Origin of the sequence: Nocardiopsis dassonvillei subsp. dassonvillei DSM 43111 (assembly GCF_000092985.1) — a bacterium.
Lineage (GTDB): Bacteria > Actinomycetota > Actinomycetes > Streptosporangiales > Streptosporangiaceae > Nocardiopsis > Nocardiopsis dassonvillei.
In genome coordinates this window covers 3,449,150-3,464,506 of record NC_014210.1, presented here as the reverse complement: position 1 = coordinate 3,464,506, position 15,357 = coordinate 3,449,150, and the positions used below count along the sequence as shown (strand labels likewise).

Here is a 15,357-nt window from a genome sequence, read left to right as displayed (position 1 = left end):
TCGGTGCGGTTCTCCATCCTCGGGCCCCTGGCGGTCCACGACGCGACCGGGCGACCCGTCGCCATCGGCGGTGCGCGCCTGCGCACGCTGCTCACCCTCCTCCTGCTCCGGCCCGGCCAGCGGATCGCCAACGACGAGCTCACCGACGCCGTCTGGGCGGGGAGCCCGCCCGCTGCGGCGGGCAATGCCCTCCAGGCCCTGGTCTCCCGCCTGCGCCGCGCGCTGGGCGAGGGCGCGCGCATCGACGGGGACGCGTCGGGGTACCGGTTGGCGGTCGAGCCCGGCCAGGTGGACCTGGCCGAGTTCGAGTCCCTGGTCAGGCGGGGGCGGGCCGGGCTCGTCGCGGGCAGGGCCGCCGACGCCGCCCGCGACCTGGGCGAGGCCCTCGCCCTGTGGCGCGGACCGGCCCTGTCGGACCTGACCGCGCACGGTCTGGCCGAGGACACGGCGCTGCGCCTGGCCGAGACCCGCCGAGCGGCCCTGGAGGACCGCCTGACCGCCCTGGCCGACCTCGGGCTGTACGCCGAGGTCCTGCCCGAGGCGGAGGCCCTGTGCCGAAGCGAGCCGCACCGCGAGGGCCCCCTCGCGCTCCTCGTGCGCGCGCTGGCCGCCACCGGCCGCACGGCCGACGCCCTGGCCGCCTACGAGCGCTTCCGCTCCCACCTGGCCGACGAGCTGGGCCTGGACCCCTCGCCCCAGCTGCGCGACCTGCACCTGAGGCTGCTGCGCGGCGAACTCGACGCGTCCCCTGCCGCCGCGCCCTCCGCCCCGCCCCCGGCTCCGGCCCCGCCCCTGCGCCTGCCCGCCTCCCTGACCAGCTTCGTGCCGCGCGACACCGAGGTGGACACCGCCGTCGACCTGCTCATCCGCGAACGCCTGGTCACCCTGCTGGGCCCCGGCGGCGCGGGCAAGACCCGCCTGGCGATCGAGAGCGCCTCCGCGCTGGCCGCGCGGGCTCCCTCCCTGCTCTCCCGCGGCGGCTGGTTCGTCGAACTCGCCTCCAGGGCGGCCGCGGACGTCCCCCAGGCACTGGCCTCCGCGCTGGAGCTGCGCGAGCACGCCGTGCTCCAGGCGCGCTCCGCGGCCCCCAACGCCCCCGCCGCCCTCGTTCCGCTCCTGGAACGGGTGGTCTCCTTCGTCGGCGACCGCCACGTCCTCCTCGTCCTGGACAACTGCGAGCACATCGTCGAGGAGGTCGCCTCCGCCGTGGCGACGCTGCTGGCCCGCTGCCCCGGCCTGCGGATCCTGGCCACCTCCCGCGAACCCCTGGGGGTGCCCGGCGAACAGCTCCTGACCGTCCCCTCCCTGGACATGCCGCCCGAGGGGGCCTCCGCCGACCGGGCCGCCGCCTGCTCCTCGGTCGTCCTGTTCGCCGAACGCGCCGCCGCCGTGCGTCCGGGCTTTCGCGTCACCCCCGACAACGCCGCCCACGTCGTCCGCGTCGTCCGCGAGCTGGACGGCCTGCCGCTGGCCCTGGAGCTGGCCGCCGCGCGCCTGCGCTCCATGAGCACCGCCCAGCTCGCCGACCGGCTCCGCGACCGCTTCCGGCTCCTCACCGGGGGCGCCCGGTCGACGCTGCCGCGCCACCGCACCCTGCGCGCCGTCGTCGACTGGAGCTGGGACCTGCTCGACGAACCCGAGCGCCGCCTGCTGCGCCGCCTGTCGATCTTCGCCGGGGGAGCCACCCTGGAGGCCGTCGAACGGGTCTGCGCCGACCCCGGCACCGAGGGGGAGATCGGCGGCCACGACGCGTGGACCGTCCTGTTCGCCCTGGTCGACAAGTCCCTGGTGATCGCCGAGAACCCCGACCGTGACGACACCCCGCCCCGCTACCGGCAGCTGGAGACCGTGCGTGCCTACGCCGCCGAACGCCTGGCGAGCAGCGGGGAGGAGGAGCGCGTGCGCGACGCGCACGCCCGCCACGTCCGCGACCTGTGGCGCTGGGCCGACCCGCTGCTGCGCGGCCCGCGCCAGGGGGAGCTGCTCGCCCGGCTGGCCGCGGAGGCCGACAACTGCGGCGCCGCCGTGCGCTGGGCCGTCGAGCGGCGCGACGCCGGACTGGCCCTGGACCTGGTCGAGTGCACCCAGTGGTACTGGACCCTGTGCGGCTCCTGGCGCCAGCTCCACCAGTGGGCCGTGGACGTCCTGGACATGGTCGGCGACCGGGTGCCCGAGGGGCGCGCCGTGGCCTACGCCAGCTGCCTGTTCCAGCGGGCCGACACGACCACCGACCACGAGTCGGTGCTGGAGCGCATACGCGAGGTCGAGGCCGTCCTGGAAGAGGCCGGACAGCGGGCCGAGGAGCACCCCATGCTCGTCTACGGCCTGGTGTACAGGGCGCTGCTGGAGGGGACGACCGGCGCCGCCCACGAACGCCTCGCCGCCGCGGCCGACCAGGCCGACCCGTGGATGCGGGCCCTCGTGGGGGTGCTGCTGTCGCTGTTCGACGCGGTCAACGGGCGCACCGGGCGGTCCATGGAGCGCGCGAACGCCGCCCTGGAGCAGTTCCGCGCGTGCGGCGACACCTGGGGCGAGTGCCAGGCGCTCGTCCAGGCCGTGGACCTGTACCGGTTCGAGGACCTCGACCGCTGCCGCGACCTGCTCACCCTCGGCGTGCGCAGGACCGAGGAGGCGGGGCTGGAGGCGCTGGACTGGATGTTCCGCGTCCGCCGGGCCCAGGTCCTCACCGACCTCGGCGACCTGGAGGCCGCGCGTGAGGACCTGCGGGGGCTCCTCGGCTCCGAGCGGCCCGTGGAGAAGGAACAGATGGTGCTGCTGCGCCTGGCCGAGGGCCAGTGGCTGCGGGAGGCGGGGGAGCCGGACGCGGCCCGCGAGGTCCTGGACCGGGCGGGCGAGGACCTCAAGGGCCTGGGCGGGTTCTCGCCCGTCTACGTGGAGGCGGGCTGGCGGACCCTGTACACGACCGTCGCCTGGAGGGCCGGTGACACCGGGGAGGCCTGGGAGCACGCCCGGCGCGCCTGGCGGCTGGCCGACCACGGCCTGGGCCCGGTGTGCGCGGAGGTCCTGGACACCTTCGCCGTGATGGCCGTCGGACACGACCCGAGGCGCGGCGCCTGGCTGCTGGCCTGCGCCGAGGTGCTGCGCGGCATGCCCGACACCGCCACGCCCCTCGTGGTGCGGGCCCGCGAGAGCGCGCGCCGGGAGCTGGGCGGACGGGAGTACGACCTCGTCCTCGCCGGGGTCCGGGATGTGGGCGCCGACCGGATCCGCGGGCTCGTGGACGCCTGGCTGGCCGAGGGCGCGCCCGGTGGCGCGGAGCGCCCCTGACCCCCGGCCAGCCGTGCCCGGAGCCGGCCTCCCGGCGGGGTGCGCGTGTTCCGGCGGGGCGGAGGCGGCGGCCCGGAAGCCGTCCCCCGCCCGGGGAGGCGCCGCCGAGCGGCGCGCGGCAGCCCCGGAGGACCCGGGGAGGCCGCGCGACTGTTCTGGCCGGGAACCGGTCAGGTGCGGCGCCGGTAGGCCCACACCGCCAGCGGGAAGAAGACCGCGGTGATGATCGCGGCCCACACCACGGTCCACAGCACCGGACCGGTGGCCTCGCCCGAACCCAGCATCAGGGCGCGCATGGCGTCCACGACGTGGGTGACCGGGTTGTTGGCGGCCACCACCCGCAGCCAACTGGGCATGTCGTCGGGGCTGACGAACGCCGAGCTGCTGAAGGTCAGCGGGAACATCAGGATCATCCCGAACGCCTGCACCGCCATCGGGGTGCGCACGATCATGCCGATGAAGGCCGACATCCAGCACAGGGCGAACGCGAACAGCAGCACCAGGGCGGCCGCCGCGACCACGCCCACCACGCCGCCCTCGGGGCGGAACCCGATGGCCATGCCCACCACCAGCACCATCACCACGGTGATCGAGTACCGGACCAGGTCGCCGAGGATGGCGCCCGTCAGCGGGGCCGAGCGGGCGATGGGCAGCGACCGGAACCGGTCGAAGATGCCCTTCTCCACGTCCTCGCTGAGGGAGAAGCCGGTGCCCAGCGTGGCGAAGATGACCGACTGGGCGATGATGCCGGGCATCAGGAAGTCGCGGTAGGACTGCCAGTCGCCCATCATCGCCTGTCCGAAGACGAAGACGAACAGGGTCACGAACATGACCGGCTGCAACATCAACCCGAAGACCTCTTCGGGGTTGGCCTTGATCTTCAGTACGCTGCGCCAGGCCAGTTGCAGGCCGTTGCGCACGGTGATCAGCGGACTGATCCGCTTCGGGGTGGTCGGCGCGTCATCCGGCCGCGCCGACGGCGTCCGGGTCGTCACGGCGCTCAAGCTCGTGTCCCTTCGTCAACGGCCCCCCGGGGGGCCTCCTCCTCGGCGGCGTGCCCGGTCAGGGCGAGGAAGACCTCGTCCAGGCTGGGCTTGCGCAGTGACAGTTCGGCGACGGCCACGCCCTGCTCGTCCAGGCGGCGCACCACCTCGGGCAGGACCGCCGAGTCGGTGACCGGGACGCTGGCCAGCAGCCCGTCGGAGGTCACCGGCGTGCTGGTGACCGCCTCGATGATCCCGGTGGCCAGGGACAGCTGTCCGGTCTCGACGGTGCGCACCTCCAGCACCTGGTTGCCCGCCCGGCTCTTGAGCTCCTCGGGCGTGCCCTCGCTGATCACCCGGCCGTGGTCGAGCACCATGAGGTCGTCGGCCAGCTGGTCGGCCTCCTCCAGGTACTGGGTGGTGAGCAGGACGGTCACGCCGTCGTCGACCAGGCCGCGCACCACGTCCCACAGCCCGTTGCGGCTGTGCGGGTCCAGGCCGGTGGTCGGCTCGTCCAGATACAGCAGCGACGGGCGGCCGACCAGGCTCGCGGCCAGGTCCAGCCGTCGGCGCATGCCGCCCGAGTAGGTCTTGGCGGGGCGGCCGGCGGCGTCGGAGAGCTCGAAGCGCTCCATCAGCTCCGCCGAGCGCGCCCGCGCCCCGGCCCGGTCGAAGCCCAGCAGCCGGGCGATCAGCACGAGGTTCTGGGTTCCGGTCAGGTCGGCGTCGACCGCCGCGTACTGGCCGGTCAGCCCGATCAGGCGGCGCACCTCGTGGGGTTGGCGCGCCACGTCGAAGCCGCCCACCTCGGCGTGCCCCCCGTCGGGGCGCAGCAGGGTCGCCAGGATGCGCACCGTCGTGGTCTTCCCGGAGCCGTTGGGTCCCAGGACGCCCAGCACGGCCCCCGTCCTGGCCCTCAGGTCCACGCCGTCCAGGGCCCGTTTGCCCTTGAACTGCTTGACCAGGCCCTCCGCGCGGATGGCGTCAGTCATCTCGTTGTTGGGCGTGAACGCCCCGTTCTTCAGAACGGGGGACACGCCCTCTCCTTTCTGTGGCTTTCTGTCGATTCTGCTCACGCGACCGCAGGGTGGTCGCTACGGTGTGTGCCATGACCAGGAAGAGCGTGAAGCGGGCGTTTCGGTACCGCTTCTATCCGAGTGATGCGCAGGCGGCTGAGCTGTCGCGCACGTTCGGGTGCGTGCGCCTGGTCTACAACCGCGCTCTGGCCGAACGCACCGCCGCCTGGCACACCGAACAGCGGCGGCTCTCCTACATCGACTCCTCCGCGGCGCTGACCGCGTGGAAGAGGACCGAGGAGCTGTCCTTCCTCACCGAGGTCTCCTGCGTCCCGCTCCAGCAGACGCTGCGCCACCTGCACACGGCCTTTCGCAACTTCTTCGACAAGCGTGCGCGGTACCCGCGGTTCAAGTCGAAGAAGACCTCGCGCGCCAGCGCGGAGTACACCCGGTCCGCGTTCCGCTACCGCGACGGCCGCCTGACCCTGGCCAAGATGACCGAACCCCTGGACATCGTGTGGTCGCGGCCCTTGCCCGCAGACGCACGGCCGTCCACGGTGACGGTCTCGCGCGATGCGGCCGGGCGCTGGTTCGTCTCGTTGCTGTGCGAGGACACCGTCGAGTCGGCTCCGGCCGCCAACGACGCGGTGGGTGTGGACATGGGTGTGACCTCGCTGGTGGTGTTGTCCACGGGGGAGAAGGTGGCCAACCCCCGCCACGAGCGACGCGACCGCGCCAGGCTGGCCAAGGCCCAGCGAGCGCTGGCCCGTAAGGCCAAGGGCAGCGCGAACCGGGGCAGGGCCCGGCGGAAGGTGGCGCGGGTGCACGCCCGCATCACCGACCGCAGGCGCGACTTTTTGTACAAGCTCTCCACTCGACTCGTCCGCGAGAACCAAGCGGTCGTGATCGAGGACCTGGCAGTACGCAACCTGGTCAAGAACCGCGGGCTCGCCCGGGCGATCTCGGATGTGGCCTGGCGTGAACTCCGGTCCATGTTGGAGTACAAGGCGCGGTGGTATGGGCGGGATCTGGTCGTGGTGGACCGGTTCTTTCCTTCCTCCAAGGCGTGCTCGACGCCCGGCTGCGGCTACGTGCATGTGTCGTTGCCGCTGCGCGTGCGGGAGTGGAGGTGCCCCCAGTGCGGCACCACCCATGACCGCGATGTGAACGCTGCGAATAACCTCAGGGCCGCCGGGCTGGCGGCATCTGCCTGCGGAGCTGGTGTGAGACCTCAACGGAAGTCCTCCCGGACGGGGCGACCGGCAATGAAACAGGAAGGTCACGGGGTGACCCGTGACGAGGCTGTGGCCTCGAACCACCGGTAGGTGGTTCCGTAATTCCCCTCCTTGAGGAGGGAGAAGAAGTCAACGCTCCTCCATGTGTCAACGTCTGCTGTCAAGTCTGGCCAACCGGTCTGACAGAACGCTGACAGCGCCTGACGGAGAAACCTCCAGGAAACGGACGTCTTCGTCAGCGCGTGTCAGGGCGTGCGCCTTCCGTCGGCGGCCCGCGGTGGAAGGGGCGGGCGCGGGGCGAGGCCCTAGACTCGTGCGCGTGATGGACACCCCCGCAACCCCCGGCCCCCAGGAGCCGCCGCGACCCTCCGGGCACGAGGCGACCGCGCGGCTGCGTCCGCCGCTGCGCCGCGTGAGCGGCCGGGCGATCGGTGTGTGGACCCTGCGCCTGATGTTCGCCAGCGTGGTCGTCCTGCTCATGCTGTCGGCGGTCGCCTGGGCGGCCTCGTCGCTGGACTGGGCGTGGATCCCCCCGTGGGCGAGGGACAACGCCTGGCTGCTGCCGGGGGTCTACGCGCTCTACGCCCTGGTCAGGATCGCCGTCGTCCCCTCGTGGAGGTACCGGGTGCACCGCTGGGAGGTGGCCGGGGACGTCATCTACACCCGGGCGGGCTGGGTCAGCCGCTCCTGGCAGCTGGTCCCGGTCAACCGCCTGCAGACGGTGGACCACACGCAGGGGTGGCTGGAGCGCCTGTTCGGCGTGGCGACGCTGGAGGTGCAGACCGCCTCCTACGCCGGGTCGTCCACGATCGAGGGGCTGGACGCCGAGGAGGCGCGCCTGCTGAGCGAGGAACTGGCCGTGCGCGCCGGTACGCTGCGGGACGACGCGACCTGATGGACGGACACGGCGAACACCACGGCCCGCCGGACCCGGCCGGGCCCGACGACCACGGCGGCTGGGTCGCCCCCGGAAGCGGCCCCGCGCACTCGGACCGGGGTGCGGAGGAGGCCGCCGACCCCCGGGCTCCCTGGAGCCCCGGCTCCCACGCGACCCGGGGCTCAGGGCCCGAAGCGTCCTGGAGCCCCGGCGCCCACACGCCCACGGGCTCCGGCGCCCACGCCTTCCAGGACCCGGGCGCCCACGCGCTCCCCGGCCCCGAGACACCCCCGGAGCCCGGACGGGAGCGTCCCGACGGCCCCCGCGACTGGTGGGGCGGGCAGGACGGCGGGGGCGCGGAGGCCTTCGGCGCCGAGCGCGCCCGCCGCCTCAGCCCCCGCAGCGTGGTCGTGGGCCCCATCAACCAGCTCAGGGGGCTCCTGGTGCCGATCATCGCCGGGCTGGTGCTCGGCGGGTTCAACGCCTGGGTGCTCGCCGCCACGGGAGCGACCGTCGTGGCCCTGCTCGTGGGCGGGATCGTCACCTGGCGCACCACCCGTTACGAGGTCGCCGGGGACCGGCTGGAGATCCGTCGGGGCCTGCTCCGCCGCTCCCAGCGCACCATCCCGCTGGAGCGGGTGCGTGGCGTGGACGTCACCAGCACCCTGCTGCACCGGCTGCTGGGCGTGGCCGTGGTCCACGTCGAGGCCGCCGCGGGCTCCGCGGGCGCAACCGAGGACGGCAAGCTCGACGCCGTGTCGGCGGGCGAGGCAGACCGCCTGCGCCGGGTGCTGCTGCACCGCAGGGCGGTGCTCACCGGTCGCGGGACCGGGGCCGTCGCGTCACCCGCCGAGCCGGGCGGGCCCGGCACGGGCGAGGGCGCCCCGGAACCCGGGGGGACGCCCGGGGCCCCCGGGGGCGACGACACCGTCACCCACTTCGCCATGCCCCGCTCGTGGTACCTGTACGGGACGCTGAGCCTGGGGTACCTGCTCACCCCGTTCGCGGTCCTGGCCACCCTGTTCGGGATGGTCCAGCAGACCGCGGGGGAACTGGCCACCGACTACTTCGTGGACTGGGTGACCACCTCCGACCACAACCTGATCCTGCTGTCCGCGGCCCTCTTCGCCGGTGCGCTGGTGCTCCTGATGCCGGTGTTCGCGGTGGTCTCCTACGCGCTCACCCACTGGGGCTTCACCCTCAGGGAACGCGACGGCTCCCTGGTCGCCGAGCGGGGACTGCTCACCCGGCGCAGCGTGACGCTGGAGAAGCGCCGCATCCGCGGGTACGAGCTCCTGGACAACCCCCTCGAACGCCTGCGCGGGGCGGTGCGCCTGCGGGCCATCGTCACCGGGCTGGGCGACACCGCCAACCGCGCGGTGCTGCTGCCGATCGGGCCCCGCGCGGTGGTCGAGGACGTCGTGGACCGCGCGCTGGCCCGGTACCGGGGCGGCCTGAACCGGCATCCGCGCGCCGCCCTGTACCGCCGTCTGACCCGTTCCTCGGGGCCTTTCGTGCTGCTCCTGGCGGTCGCCCTGGCCGTGGACGCGGCGTGGCTGGCCTGGGCGGCCGGAGTCCTGGCGGTGCTGGGCGCGCCCCTGGGCGTGGACCGGTACCGCTCCCTGGGCCACGGCCACGACGGCGAGCGGGTGAGCGTGCGCTCGGGCTCGCTGCGCCGCTCCCAGGCGACGGTGGAGCACTCGGCGGTGATCGGCTGGACCTGGACCCAGACCCTCTTCCAGCGCCCGTCCTCGCTGGCCGACCTCCAGGTCACGGTCGGCGCGGGCGCGGGCGGCTACACCGCGCAGGACGCCTCGTTCGAGGAGTCGGTGGCCTTCGCCGCCCGGGTCACCCCCGAGATGGTGCGCCCCTTCCTCATCGACCCGCGGGACGCGGGGCCGGACGGCGGGGGCGTGCGGCCGGACCCGCGCGGACCGGAGCGGACGTGAGGGAGGGGCCGGCCGCACCGTGCGGCCGACCCCTCCCCGCGGACGCGGGAGCGCCCTACTCGTCCTTCTTGGAGCCGAACATGATCTCGTCCCACGACGGGACCGAGGCGCGTCGGCCGCGTCCCTTGCGCTTGGCCGCGGAAGGGCCGCTGTTGGCGGCGGCCGGGACCGCGGCCGCCGGCGGCTGCTCGGCGGCGCGGCGGGGGACGCCGTTGTCGTTGAGGTCGATGGTGGCGCGGCGGCGGCGCGGGGCCGGACGCTGCTGGGCGGGGCCCTCCGCGGCGGGCGGGGCGGCCTCGGGCTCGACCGGCCTGGCGGGACGGGCCTCCGGCCAGTCCGCCCGGCGTTCGGGGCGGCGCTGTTCCTCGACCGCCGGCTCGTCGTAGGCGGCCGGTTCGGTCCGCCGCTCGGGGCGGTGGCGCTCCTGTGCCGGGGGCTCGTCGCGGGCGGCGGTCTCGGGCCAGCGCTCGGTCTCGGGCCAGCGCTCGGACTCGGACCAGCGTTCGCTCCGCGTCCGCCGCTCGGGCTCGGCCCCGCGCTCGTACGCGGGCCACCGCTCGGGTTCCGCCCGCGCGGCGGGGCGCTCGACGGGCTGTTCCCTGCGCGGCCGCTCGTACCGCTCCGCCTGCGGCTCCGGGTAGCGGTCCCACTCCAGTGGCTGGCGTCCGGTGGCCCGCTCGCGCTCGGCGGGCCGCTCCGGAGCCCGCTCCCGCTCGACGGGACGGCGTTCGGCGGGGTGGCGCTCGGCGGCGGCCGGACGCGCGGGCGGCGCCGGGCGCGGCGGCTCGTCCCGGTGCGCGGCGGAGGACGGGCGCAGGGGAGCGGGGCGTTCGCGCTCGGAGGACGGCTGGGACTCGGACCGGGGCAGGTCCGAGGCGGTCTCGGTGCGGCGCGGGGCGAAGGGCGTCACGGTCGCGCCGGGGGAGGAGACGGGTTCGGGGTCGGGTGAGGAGAACCGGGCGGCCTCCTCGTCGGCGGGGGCCACGCTGTTGTGTCTGGGCTCGTACAGCCAGTGGGCGACGCGCTCCTCGCCGCCGTGCAGGAACACGAGCTTGAGCTGCCAGGACCGGTCCTCGCGCTTCCACGAGTCCCACGCCGCGTCACCGGTCTCCAACTGGTGCGCGCCGATCCGCTTGGTGACCAACTCCTCCAGGGAGGGGCCCGGGGCGGCGTCGCCGTGCGCGCGCACGCTCGCGCGCTGGGCCTGCTGGGCGATGTACTCGCGTTCCTGGAGGACGGGGCCCTCGAACCAGCGGACCCTCTCGATGGGGATACCGGAGATCTCGGAGATGGCCTCCGCGGTCTCGCCGGACCGGATACGGGCCTGGATTTCCTTGGGGCGCAACGGATTCTCCACTTCGATCTCGTACTGGCCGAGCCGGGAGAACTGGCCGCGTACTGCGGCGCGGAGGCGGTCGTCGACGGGCAGCGTGAAACGGGTTCCACGGCCGGCGCTGGCGAGCACCAGGTAGGTGCCGTCCTCGCTCACGGCCACGAGGCGAAGCTCGTGCATCGCCCTCCCTTTCGCGTCCCGTCGAGGGCAGGTCCCGCGACCCACCCCCGCGTTCTCCAAGTCTGGTCGGCCGACAACTGTTCGGCCAGTACCGCGCCCGGCATGTCCGAACTGTGTGCCCGCCTCCCGATCCGCGGCTGTCGCCGCGGTGGGAGCCGCCCCGGGGGTACCCGGGGCCCTCACGGTCGCTTCGGTGCCAATCTTGGCACGCTGACCCTTCCGCGACCGGGAGCGATCGCGGGGGAATGTCGCCGATCCCGCACGAGGGCTCAGCCGTGATGGTATCCCGCGTCCCCCGAATCACCCCAGGTCTGGGAAAAACTCCGATCCCGGACCGTTCCACGGGTACACGGACCCTCCGGGACGCAACTCGACACGCCGATGTGTACCAGAGAGTGATGCTTCTTATTTCATGGCGTTATCGGAAACCTGTCGCCCTTAGCCTGAGTTATCAAGCTATGGGCGAAATGTGAAGTTCGGGGTCTGTGGGGTTGTATGCCCCACCACACGCCCATCCCGCGCTGACAGTCCCGTCGCGCCCGTGCGCGGCCGACGAAGGGGGGACGACCGGATGGGTCGGACCGCACACCACGACGACCAGGAAGAAGGGGAGGAGGACGCCAAGGGAAGGAAGAAGTTCGACCTGAGCGTCTCCCAGGTCGCCGGTGCCGGAGCCGCGACGCTGGCCGCGGCCACCGCGGCCTCCTACCTGAACGTGTACGGCACGGTCATCGGCGCCGCCGTCATGGCCGCGCTCAGCACACTCGTCAGCCCGCTGTTGCAGCACTGGTTCTCACGCGGCGGCGAGCAGGCCAGGCAGTTGGCCGGTCGGGCCTCCGGCCCCCGGGGCGCCGCTGAGGTACCCAACGCCCCGGGGGCCCCGGTGGCGCCGCCGCCCGAGGGCATCTCCGAGACCGCCCTGCTCCGGCAGGTCTCCGAGACCGGGACCGCTGAGGAGGACGCCGACGCCACCCGCACCATGGCCCTGCCCGCGCTGGACGGCCGGACCCGGACCCCGGCCGACCCCGGCGCCACCGCGCGGATGCCCGCCGTCGGCCCGTGGCCTCCGGGCGCGGACGACTCCGGTGATCACGGCGGCTCCGACGGCGAAGCCGGGAGCGTCGGCGAACGCGAGGGCGGTCGGCGGCGCGGCTGGCGCTCCCTGGTCATCCCGGCCGCCGCGGTCTTCGCCCTGGTCATGCTGGTCATCCTGGTGTTCGAGCTGTTCACCGGGCGCTCCCTGACCTCCTGGACCCAGGGCTCGGAGGAGCCCAGCACGCCCACGCTGTTCGGCGGCTCCACCTCCGCGCCCCCGGCCGAGGAGGACGAGCCCGAGAACCAGGGGACCGGCGACGACACCCCCGACCCCTCGCCCGGGGAGCAGGAGCAGGTCCCGGGCACCGGCCAGCCGACCGAGCCCGCCCCCGAGACCGAAGCGCCCGGGGACGACGGGACCGGCGAGGGCGGCGTCACGGAGGAGGAGGTCCCCGGCGGCACCGGCGGGACCACCGAGCCCACCGCACCGCCGGAGGACGGCGGCGGGACCCAGGACCCGGGCGGGCAGGTCCCCGGCCCCGGGACCGGCGGACAGGGCGGCGAGGAGGCCGTCCCCGCGCCCCCGCCCGCCGTGCCCCAGACCGGCTGAGCGCGCCTCGCGGCGGCCGGGCCCCTCAGCCGTCGGGGGACGGTCGGGGCCGGCCGCCGCGCGGCGCCCGGGGCCGGTCGTGCCGCGCGGCTACTCCAGCACCCGCTCCAGGTAGGCGTTGCCGAACCGGCGCCCGGGGTCCACGCGGTCCCGCACCGCCAGGGCCCGGCCCAGCATCGGGTAGACACCCTCCAGGTAGGAGCGGTCGCGCGTGTGCATCTTGCCCCAGTGGGGGCGCCCGCCCACGGAGGTGAACAGCGCCTCCAGGTCGGCGAAGTAGGCGTCGTAGGGGGTGCCCTGGTACATGTGCACCGCCACGTAGGCGGTGTCGCGCCCGTAGGCGGTGGACAGCCACACGTCGTCGGCCGGGGCGAAGCGCACCTCCACCGGGAAGCTCACCCGGTGGCCGCCCCGGTCCACGATCGACCCGGCCTCGCGCAGCACGTCGGCCAGGTGCTCGGCGGGGATCGCGTACTCCATCTCCACGAACCGCACGTCGCGCACCGAGGCGAACACCCGGTACGAGGCGTCGGTGTAGCTGCGCGCCGTCAGCGCGCGCGAGCTGACCCGGTTCACCGCGGGCACCGCGCGGGGGAAACGGCGGCACACCCGGTTGACGCCCTCGAAGAGCGTGTTGGACAGGAACTCGTCGTCCAGCCAGGCGCGGAAAGGCGAGAGCGGCCGGGCCGGGCCCGCGCTGATGTTGTTGCGCTTGGTGTTGGTGTTGCCGGTGTGGGGAAACCAGTAGAACTCGAAGTGGTCGTTGTCGGCGCGCAGCTCCGGCAGGCGCTCCAGCACCTCCTCCAACCGCATGGGCTCCTCGCGCGCGTGCAGCAGGAAGGCCGGGCGCACCGCCATGGTCAGCGCGGTGACCACGCCGAAGGCGCCCAGGCCCACCCGCGCCGCCTGGAACAGCTCCGGCTCCCGCTCGGCCGAGCACTCCACCACCGAACCGTCGGCGAGCACCATCTCCATGCCGACCACCTGCGCGGCCAGCCCGCCCGCGTCCCGGCCGGTGCCGTGGGTGCCGGTCTGCACCGCGCCCGCCATGGTCTGCACGGCGATGTCGCCCATGTTGGCCAGGGCCGCCCCGTGCCCGGCCAGCACGTCGTTGAAGTCGCACAGGGGCAGGCCCGCCTCGACGGTGGCCGTGCCCGCCGCGGGATCGACCGAGCGCACCCGGGTCAGGGAGGTGGGGGAGAGGAGGAGGCCGTCGGTGACGGCCACGTCGGTGAAGGAGTGACCCGTGCCGACCATGCGGACGCGCAGGTCCTCGGCGGCGGCCGAGGAGACCGCCGCGGCGACCTCCGCGGTGCTCCCCGGAGCCGCCGTGCGCCTGGGCCGGGCCCGGTGGGTGCCCGCCCATGTGTGCCACATCACATCTGTCATGCGGTGACATTACCGACCGGTCACCCGCGCGGCCAGAGCCGGGTTCCCCCGGACACGGCCCCCGGGCGGGGAGGAGGCCAAGACCACAGGACACGCATCCGGGGGGTCGCGCGAGCCGGTCCGGCGAAGCTGGTTTCATAAGAGCTGTGAGCTACTACGACGCGTTTTTGCTGATCTCCTTCGGCGGCCCGGAGGGGGAGGACGAGGTCATCCCGTTCCTGGAGAACGTCACCCGGGGCCGCAACATCCCCCGTGAGCGGCTGGCCGAGGTCGGCGAGCACTACTTCCTCTTCGGCGGTGTCAGCCCGATCAACCAGCAGTGCCGCGACCTGCTCGCCGCGGTCACCGCCGACTTCGCCGCCAACGGGATCGACCTGCCCGTCTACTGGGGCAACCGGTTCTGGGCCCCGATGCTCACCGACACCCTCGCCCGGATGAAGGAGGACGGCGTGCGCCGCATCCTGGCGCTGCCCACCTCCGCGTACTGCAACTGGTCCAGCCGCACCGCCTACGAGGAGGACATCGCCCGCGCCCGCGCCGCGCTGGGCGAGGACGCCCCCGAGGTGGACCTCATCCGGCCCTTCTACGACCACCCGGGGTTCGTCGAACCGCTGGTCGAGCACACCCGCGCCGCCCTGGACGCCCTGCCCGCGGAGCAGCGCGAGGGCGCGCACCTGCTCTTCTCCGCGCACTCCATCCCCACGGCGATGGCCGAGGCCAGCGGCGGTTCCGGACAGGCCTTCGGCCCCGAGGGGGCCTACGGCGCCCAGCTGGCCGAGGTGGCGCGTCTGGTGGCCGGGCGGCTCGACCGCGACTACCCGTACGAGGTCGTCTACCAGAGCCGCAGCGGCCCGCCCAGCCAGCCCTGGCTGGAGCCCGACGTCAACGACCGCATCGAGGAACTGGCCGCCGAGGGCGTGCCCGCCGTGGTCGTGGTCCCGCACGGCTTCGTCTCCGACCACATGGAGGTCAAGTTCGACCTCGACGTGGAGGCCCGCGACACCGCCAAGAAGCTCGGCGTCGGCTACGAGCGCGCGCTCAGCCCCGGCACGCACCCCGCGTTCGTGTCCATGGTGACCGACCTGGTCCGCGAGTACGCCGAACGGGCCGAACCCCGGCGCCTGAGCTCGCTCGCGCGCTGCACCGGCTGCTCGTGCCCGGCCTGAGGCGCTGAACCGCGCGGCCGACGGGTCCCCGCCGTCGGTCGGCGGTCCCGGCGCGGCCCGGCGCGGGGTCGTCCACGGATCGGCGAAAGGGCTTGGTGCGACGGCCCCGGGCGGGTCATCCTGGAGTGGAGGGCCTCCCGCGGCCCCTCACGGGATGCGCGCCCCGACCCGACCCGCCGTCCCGGACGTGTGGGAAGGTGGGTAAACGCTGCTGACACCGCCCGCGGGGGCGGGGGACCACAGTCGCCCCACGGCCCGCTCGACGGTGTCCGCCCCGACCCCACGCCGACGTTCAG

The 15,357-nt window shown here is 74.3% G+C and carries 10 protein-coding genes; 6 read left to right on the top strand and 4 right to left on the bottom strand.

Annotation, left to right across the window (positions count from 1 at the left end):
• Positions 1-3: 3 nt before the first annotated feature.
• Entirely contained in the window at positions 4-3,288 is a 3,285-nt protein-coding gene (locus NDAS_RS14285) for an AfsR/SARP family transcriptional regulator (protein WP_013153916.1), read from the top strand.
• A gap of 170 nt (positions 3,289-3,458) precedes the next feature.
• On the opposite strand, the gene NDAS_RS14280 is transcribed toward NDAS_RS14285, so the two are convergent.
• Positions 3,459-4,292, bottom strand: coding sequence for an ABC transporter permease (locus tag NDAS_RS14280; RefSeq protein ID WP_041552777.1), 834 nt, complete (start codon positions 4,290-4,292; stop codon positions 3,459-3,461).
• On the bottom strand, positions 4,289-5,263 hold the full coding sequence (locus NDAS_RS14275; protein WP_041553180.1) for a daunorubicin resistance protein DrrA family ABC transporter ATP-binding protein: 975 nt from the start codon (positions 5,261-5,263) through the stop codon (positions 4,289-4,291). The genes NDAS_RS14280 and NDAS_RS14275 overlap by 4 nt, the downstream gene beginning before the upstream one ends.
• A 116-nt stretch (positions 5,264-5,379) precedes the next feature.
• Between NDAS_RS14275 and NDAS_RS14270 the strand changes: the two genes are divergently transcribed.
• The 3 genes from NDAS_RS14270 to NDAS_RS14260 all read left to right on the top strand — a co-directional run bounded on the left by NDAS_RS14270 (position 5,380) and on the right by NDAS_RS14260 (position 9,348).
• Positions 5,380-6,612: an RNA-guided endonuclease InsQ/TnpB family protein gene (locus NDAS_RS14270; RefSeq protein ID WP_197724889.1), complete on the top strand. Its 1,233-nt coding sequence runs from the start codon at positions 5,380-5,382 to the stop codon at positions 6,610-6,612.
• A gap of 232 nt (positions 6,613-6,844) precedes the next feature.
• Positions 6,845-7,417, top strand: coding sequence for a PH domain-containing protein (locus NDAS_RS14265; RefSeq protein ID WP_081461781.1), 573 nt, complete (start codon positions 6,845-6,847; stop codon positions 7,415-7,417).
• A complete protein-coding gene (locus NDAS_RS14260; RefSeq protein WP_013153911.1) occupies positions 7,417-9,348 on the top strand; it encodes a PH domain-containing protein in 1,932 nt (643 codons plus the stop codon). The genes NDAS_RS14265 and NDAS_RS14260 overlap by 1 nt, the downstream gene beginning before the upstream one ends.
• A 55-nt stretch (positions 9,349-9,403) precedes the next feature.
• Here the strand turns inward: NDAS_RS14260 and sepH are convergent, their stop codons facing one another.
• A complete protein-coding gene (gene sepH / locus NDAS_RS14255; protein WP_013153910.1) occupies positions 9,404-10,861 on the bottom strand; it encodes a septation protein SepH in 1,458 nt (485 codons plus the stop codon).
• A gap of 571 nt (positions 10,862-11,432) precedes the next feature.
• On the opposite strand from sepH, the gene NDAS_RS14250 reads away from it, so the two are divergent.
• Positions 11,433-12,506, top strand: coding sequence for an ICP22 family protein (locus NDAS_RS14250; RefSeq protein ID WP_013153909.1), 1,074 nt, complete (start codon positions 11,433-11,435; stop codon positions 12,504-12,506).
• A gap of 90 nt (positions 12,507-12,596) precedes the next feature.
• Here NDAS_RS14250 and NDAS_RS14245 read toward each other — a convergent pair whose 3' ends face one another.
• Positions 12,597-13,883 (bottom strand): D-arabinono-1,4-lactone oxidase, encoded by a 1,287-nt coding sequence (locus tag NDAS_RS14245; protein WP_435824492.1) that lies wholly within the window; start codon positions 13,881-13,883, stop codon positions 12,597-12,599.
• A gap of 158 nt (positions 13,884-14,041) precedes the next feature.
• Between NDAS_RS14245 and NDAS_RS14240 the strand changes: the two genes are divergently transcribed.
• On the top strand, positions 14,042-15,061 hold the full coding sequence (locus tag NDAS_RS14240) for a ferrochelatase (protein WP_013153907.1): 1,020 nt from the start codon (positions 14,042-14,044) through the stop codon (positions 15,059-15,061).
• Positions 15,062-15,357: the final 296 nt, after the last annotated feature.